Genomic DNA, 6,775 nt, shown 5'->3' on the forward strand with positions numbered 1-6,775 from the left:
TCCGTTCGTCTAGAACAGGGCGTACTCGTCGTTGATTTTTTTAATGATGTAATTGACGGTCATGATAAGCACGAAGCCGAATAGCGACTGGTAAAGTCCCGCTGCCGTCGACATGCCGATATCGAACGTAACTTTGAGTGAGCGATATACGTACGTATCCAGAATATCCGTCGTATTGTAGAGAACGCCGTTATTACCGATCAATTGATAGAAGAGATCGAACTGGCCTTTCATAATGCTGCCGAGCGCGAACAGCAGGAGCATAACGAAGGTCGTCTTCAGCATCGGAACGGTAATGTACCAAATGCGTTGGAAGATGTTCGCGCCGTCGATTTTGGCAGCCTCGTAATACTCTTCGCTGATGCCCGTAATGGAAGCGAGGTAGATAACCATGCTGTAGCCGATATTTTTCCATAGGTAGAAGATGATAATAAGGAATATCCACACCCAAGGCGTATTGTATACGTCAACGCTCTCATATCCGAATGACTTCAATGTTGAGTTCAGGAATCCGCTCTCATAGTTGAAGACGTTATATACGATAACGCTCAGAATAACGAAGGATACAAAGTATGGAAGAAACATGATCGATTGCGTCAGCTTCTTAAACCACTGCAAACGCAGCTCGCTTAGAAGGATCGCCAGCGCAATGGCCAGTACGTTACCGAGTAGAATAAACACAACGTTATATCCGACCGTATTTAATGTAAGTCTTGCAAGTACCCCCGATTTCCATAAAAACTTAAAATTGTCGAGTCCAACGAATTGGCTGTTGAACAAGCTCGTGTTGAAGTCGAATCGGGTGAAGGCGTAATAGACGCCCACCATGGGTACATACGAGTTAATTAGGAAGAAGATAAGCGCCGGCAGCAACATAAGGAAGAGCAATCGGTTCGTCACAAGTTCCTTAAGCAGTCCATTTTTTTTCAACATACAGATGATGTCTCCTCTCACAGCGTTCGTTTCTATTTAGTGTTGTTTGGTCTGTTCTCACTGTACGATCCCAGCGTTTCGAGCGAAAGAGAAAGAATGCAAAGTCAGTGAACGAAATAGCGAAATGCACAGTGAACGATTTAAACTTTTATGGATAAACAGGCCATTTCATGGGGATTCCAGCATAAAAAAACCACGGGACCGCCTGCTCGAATAGGTATTCGAGACTAGCGGAAGCGTGGTTTTCAACTTCATTTGCTATGCAATTTGTAGAATCATGACGCCATGCGCTTCGACTTCTACCTTTCCGCTCACCCTGCGGCTCGTTATTAGGTCTATATGCTCCGTATTTCCGAGTGAAATGGCCGCTGAATGGCTGTTATGGTTCAAAACAAACGTATACGCCTGGTCTTCCTTGACGCGCTGAGCGAGCTCAACGCCTGCATCCGCTTGAAAAGGAGCGGCAATCCGATGCTTTTCACACAAGGTTTGGACGAGATCGCCCAGCAGCTTCTGCTCAGGAGCCGTCGCCACATAATACGCTTCGCCTTCTCCGAAGGAATGAACCGTGAGCGCTGGCATTCCCGCATAGAAATCAGTGCCGTACGTGCCGATTGCCCTCGCTCCCTCCAAATGAAGCAGATCGCAGAGCAAGCCGCATTCGTAAGTGCCCGCTACATGACCGAAAGCCTCGCCAACGTTAACGCTGTTGCGCATGTCAGGCAGCAGGCTATCAATCTCCTCGACCCACAGGCCGAGCAAGCTGCGAAGCTTGCCTGGATAACCGCCAAGCGTAACTAAATCATTCTCATTGACGATTCCGCTGAAGAAGGTCGTAATAAAGGTGCCGCCGCTTTGCACGAATGCCTCGATCCGCTCGGCTACGCCCGGCTTGAGCATATAAAGCACCGGAGCTACGAGTATTTTATAGCTGGAGAAGTCGCTTAACGGACTGATTACGTCTACGGCAACGTTTTGGTCGTAGAACGCTTTATAGTACTTTTGTGCCTGATCCAAGTAGTTCAAATCCACGCTGGGCCCGCTCGTTATTTCAACCGCGTTCCATGTATCGATATCGAATAGCAGCGCTACATCGGCGTGAACCTCAGAATCGAGCAAACGGTCGCCTAATTCGCCCAGTTCTCTGCCCAGGGCAGCGCATTCCCGGAATACCCGCGTATCCTCATGCCCAACATGCTCGATTACCGCTCCATGGTATTTCTCGCATGCCCCAAAGGAGCGGCGGAGCTGGAAGAACATGACTGTATCGGCTCCATGCGCAACCGCTTGGTAGCTCCACAGCCGCATCACGCCAGGGCGCTTTAGGCTATTGTAAGGCTGCCAATTTTGCTGGCTTGGCGTCTGCTCCATCAGCATGAAAGGCTTGCCGTCCTTCAAGCCGCGCATAAAATCATGGCGCATCGCCACATTGCCCATCGGTTCATTCATTTGCGGATAGCTGTCCCAGGAGACGACATCCATCGCTTCTCCCCATTTTTTCAAATCCAGACCGTTAAATAAGCCCCATATGTTCGTCGTAATCGGAATTTCCGGCGTTACCGCTTTTAATTCGGCGTATTCGCCCTGGTAGCAGCCGAGAATCGAGTCGGACATAAATCTTTTGTAATCGATGGCCATGGGTTGAAAATTACGGTTATCGCCGTTCAGATTGGATGGCGGAACGATCTCTTCCCATTCGTAGACCGTATGCCCCCAGAAGCTCATGTTCCACTCGCTGTTCAGCTTGTCCAGCGTCTCGTATTTTACCTTCAGCCATTGGCGGAACTCCGCGGCGCAATTGCCGCAATAACAGTGCGTGCCGTATTCATTGTTGATATGCCAAATAAGAAGAGCCGGATGGTCTTTATAGCGTTCGGCTAATACGCGGGCAAGCTGGCTTGATAAACGGCGGTAGGTTTTGCTGTTCGGGCAAAAGTTCGTCCGAGCGCCATGCGTCCGTTTTCTGCCGTCTACGTCTACCGGCAGCACGTCCTCATACTTACGGGACATCCATGCCGGCTGTGCGGCGGTCGATGTAGCAAGGCATGCATAAATGCCATTCTCTGCAATCAAATCCAGCAGCTTATCGAGCCAATCGAATTGGAATTGCTCCTCTGACGGCTGCAGCTTGGCCCAGCTAAAAACAGGCAGCGTGACAACATTAATTCCCGCTTCCTTAAATAACCGCATATCTTCATGCCAGATCTCCTCCGGCCATTGATCTGGATTGTAGTCTCCTCCGTACCAGATTTGTTTCAGCTTCGTATTAATCATTTCTTCACGGTCTCCTCTGCGATTAGCGTGGAATTCCGTGACATTCTAACGGAAAAAGCGGCGATTTGTCACTAAAATAGCGGACTTTCGCCAATATGTTCACTTCGGTACGGATTGTTCACTTCCCAAAAATCAGGTTCATTCACCTTGATTAATATGCTTCATTGCCCCCGTAGACAGATGGCGATTATAATGATGAATGTATCAACGGGATGCAGAGTGAAATATTCATACTATTGATTAGCGAGCTGCATTTTGTTAAAGTGCTACAAAAGGAAGCGCTTACCTAATATCAGTGAACAAATGAATCCTGTAAGCTTCTTACATATAGAGGGGGAACCAGCATGCCAGCCGTACAAATGAAAAACAAAGGGAATTTATACAGTAAGCTGCTGTTCACAATTACCTTGTGCATTGTACTTACCTTATTAGTGTCCTCCTTGTTTTACTTCTTCACTTATATGCAGATCGATCTGAAGAAGGCTTATCAATCCGATGTCAGCAACCTCACCCAAACGAGCAAAGAGGTTATCAGCATGACAGAGAGCGCACAGTCGCTTTCATTCCAGATCTATCGAACGTTCAGCGTCTCCAAGCTTATGTTCTATAACGATCCGAACATTTATGACGTAACAGCAGCGATGAACGAGCTGAACAACTATCTCAGCTCCATGCCATTCATCGAGTCCATCTATGTATATAACTCAGCCAACGGCCAATTCTATACGGCGAGCCGGCAAGGTGAAAGCGGTACCTTTAATAAGGAAGAGCTCGCCGATCAAGGCATTCTCGATATTTTGAACCAATTCCAGCAATACCGGCCGTTCACGCCTATTCCCCGGACCTACACCACCGTCAGCTTAGCGGGGGAGCAGGTAACGAAGGCTTATACTTATTTGGGCTACGATGCCATTGGCCGAACGCCAAAAATCAATTCCGCGGTCATTATCAATATCTCTTCTGCTTGGATCAACAAAGATATTGGCGCCAACAAAAGCGATACCGAAGGAAAATCTTATATACTGGATAATCAGGATCGCATGCTCTCCGGCGATACGCTTCTTTCCAAGCCTTTGAACGAAAAGGATGCCGCTTTTATTAAGGAGCATATTAAGAACAAGCCATCCGGCTACGCGGTTACGGAATTCGAGGGCAAGAAATCGCTCATCTCCTTTACCTCACCGGATACGCTGGAATGGCAGTACGTACGCGTGACGCCGTATAAACAGGTTACCAAAGCGATCTATTCCATCCGCAATACGACGATCATGATCGCAGTCATTATTCTCGTGATTGGCCTGCTCATCTCGTGGCTGCTTTCGCGTATGCTGTATCGGCCTATTCATCAGATTATGAATAAAATGAACATTCTTGAAACGGAAAAGCGCAATAGCTCCTATACCATTAGGCAAAATATGCTGCGCAGCCTGATTCAAGGCTCACAATCCATTCAGACGAGCTCCCAGCAGCAAAAGTTGCTGCAAAGCGGCATTACGTTTGATTTCAATTCACGCTATCGCGTCGTCATGCTGCGTATCGATCAGCTTGCGGCATTGAAAGAAACGCGCGGCGACGATCTCCATGTGTACAAATTTGCCGTAATGAACATTGGCTGGGAGATCGGCCTTAAGCATTACAGGGTGGAATCGGTCGATATGGATGCCGACTATGTGATCATGCTGTTGAATCGGCTGGATGACGGCGAAGAGACCGACGATGCGCTGCTGCGTGAAGTGCTAACCCAAATCCAGCAGTCCTCCTTGGATTTTCTGAAGATCGGCCTTTCCGTCACCTATAGCCCGGAGGGCTTTCAAGCTCAGCAGCTCTCCACTCTATATAAGCTAGTCAAAGAGGCTTCGCAGCACCGTTTATTCTACGGATTGGGTTCTCTAATCGATGCTCAGGATATCATTGCGTTGAAATCGAAGGAATATAATTTCCCGGTAGACAAAGAACGAAAGCTGACCGACGCTTTAATGACCTCCAAAACGACGGAGGCGAAAAAGCTGTTCGCGGAAATCGTGCAGGAAACCGCCGCTTTTCCGATCCATGTCGTCCATCTTGCGATTTCGCATTTGACGATGACGGTCAACAATATCCTGTTCACGATTCAAAAGAACAATAGCCTGGACGTTGAGGCCAGCCTTAGCATCCATATCCCGTCGCCCGATCATTTCGAAACGATAGAGGAGCTGAACGAGGTTTTTTTCTCCTTGTTCGATGATATTCAGGCGAAGCTGTCAACGAAACGCTCTACAAAGCAAGGCGACCTCATTCGCAGGATCAATGATCTTATTCAGCAAGAGTATGCGAATCCGAATCTCAGCCTTAACTGGATTGCCGATGAAATGGATATGTCCTCCATCTATCTTAGCCGTGTCTATAAGCAGCAGACTCTGGCAGCCATCGTTGACGTCATCAATAGCGTGCGGCTAGAGCGGGCCAAGGAATACTTGGAGAACACCGACTGCTCCATCGTAGACATCGCGGTAAAAAGCGGCTACACCAGCAGCTCCTATTTCCATCGCATGTTCAAAAAAAGCTTCGGCGTAACGCCTTCAGACTATCGTAAGATGAAGCTTGGCTAAAACCAGGAGAGGCGTCTTAATGGCACCTCTCCTGTTTGGTAGTGCATGGTTGGCTGCGTTTAGCCTTCCCCAGCTGATATGTTTCTTTTAAGTTCGGTTGCTTGACTGGGCTTCCTCTTTTCGATTACCCAAGCTACGTTGCACCTTTGTACACTCTATTCGTCGTTTAAGTAATCAAAGCCTTGCTTGGCAATGGTTGGTTGCTTCTTACCTTCCCCAACTGAACTGTTTCTTTTAGTTTGCCTGACCGCCTGAAATTTTTCCTTTCGACTACCCAAGCTACGTTGCACTTTGTACACTCTATTCGTCGTTTAAGTAATCAGAGCCTTGCTTGGCAATGGTTGGTTGCTTCTGACCTTCCCCAATTGAACTGTTTCTTTTGCTTAGTTGACTGCCTTAAATTTTTCCTTTCGACTGCCCAAGCTACGTTGCACTTTGTACACTCTATTCGCCGTTTACGTAATCAGAGTCTTGCTTGGCAATGGTTGGTTGCTTCTGACCTTCCCCAATTGAACTGTTTCTTTTAGTTTGACTGACCGCCTGAAATTTTTCCTTTGGACTACCCAAGCTACGTTGCACTTTGTACACTCTATTCGCCGTTTACGTAATCAGAGCCTTGCTTGGCAATGGTTGGTTGCTTCTGACCTTCCCCAACTGAACTGTTTCTTTTACTTATTTGGGCGCCCTAAATTTCCCTTTTGATTACCCAAGCTACGTTGCACTTTGTACACTCTACTCGTCGTTTACGTAATCAGAGCCTTGCTTGGCAATGGTTGGCTGCTTCTGACCTTCCCCAACTGAACTGTTTCTTTTAGTTTGACTGACCGCCTGAAATTTTTCCTTTCGACTACCCAAGCTACGTTGCACTTTCTCTTAGGCCCCCTAATTAAACTGGAGTCCTCCCATCCAATAATTTAAACTTAAGACAAGGGAGATGATCCGTTATGGGAGGAAGAAGAGTTAGTGAAGAAACACAGATG

3 protein-coding genes are annotated in these 6,775 nt (G+C 47.5%); 1 reads left to right on the plus strand and 2 read right to left on the minus strand.

Annotation, left to right across the window (positions count from 1 at the left end; translation table 11 throughout):
- Positions 1 to 9 precede the first annotated feature (9 nt).
- Complete coding sequence (locus AC0YN3_RS23555) at positions 10 to 933, minus strand: ABC transporter permease (protein ID WP_441946688.1); 924 nt, start codon at positions 931 to 933, stop codon at positions 10 to 12.
- A 258-nt stretch (positions 934 to 1,191) separates the two neighbouring features.
- On the minus strand, positions 1,192 to 3,207 hold the full coding sequence (locus AC0YN3_RS23560; RefSeq protein ID WP_475777391.1) for a beta-galactosidase: 2,016 nt from the start codon (positions 3,205 to 3,207) through the stop codon (positions 1,192 to 1,194).
- Between the two features lie 344 nt (positions 3,208 to 3,551).
- Between AC0YN3_RS23560 and AC0YN3_RS23565 the strand changes: the two genes are divergently transcribed.
- On the plus strand, positions 3,552 to 5,795 hold the full coding sequence (locus tag AC0YN3_RS23565) for a helix-turn-helix domain-containing protein (protein ID WP_475777392.1): 2,244 nt from the start codon (positions 3,552 to 3,554) through the stop codon (positions 5,793 to 5,795).
- The last annotated feature ends 980 nt before the right edge of the window (positions 5,796 to 6,775 follow it).

This window comes from Paenibacillus sp. J22R232 (assembly GCF_056269165.1).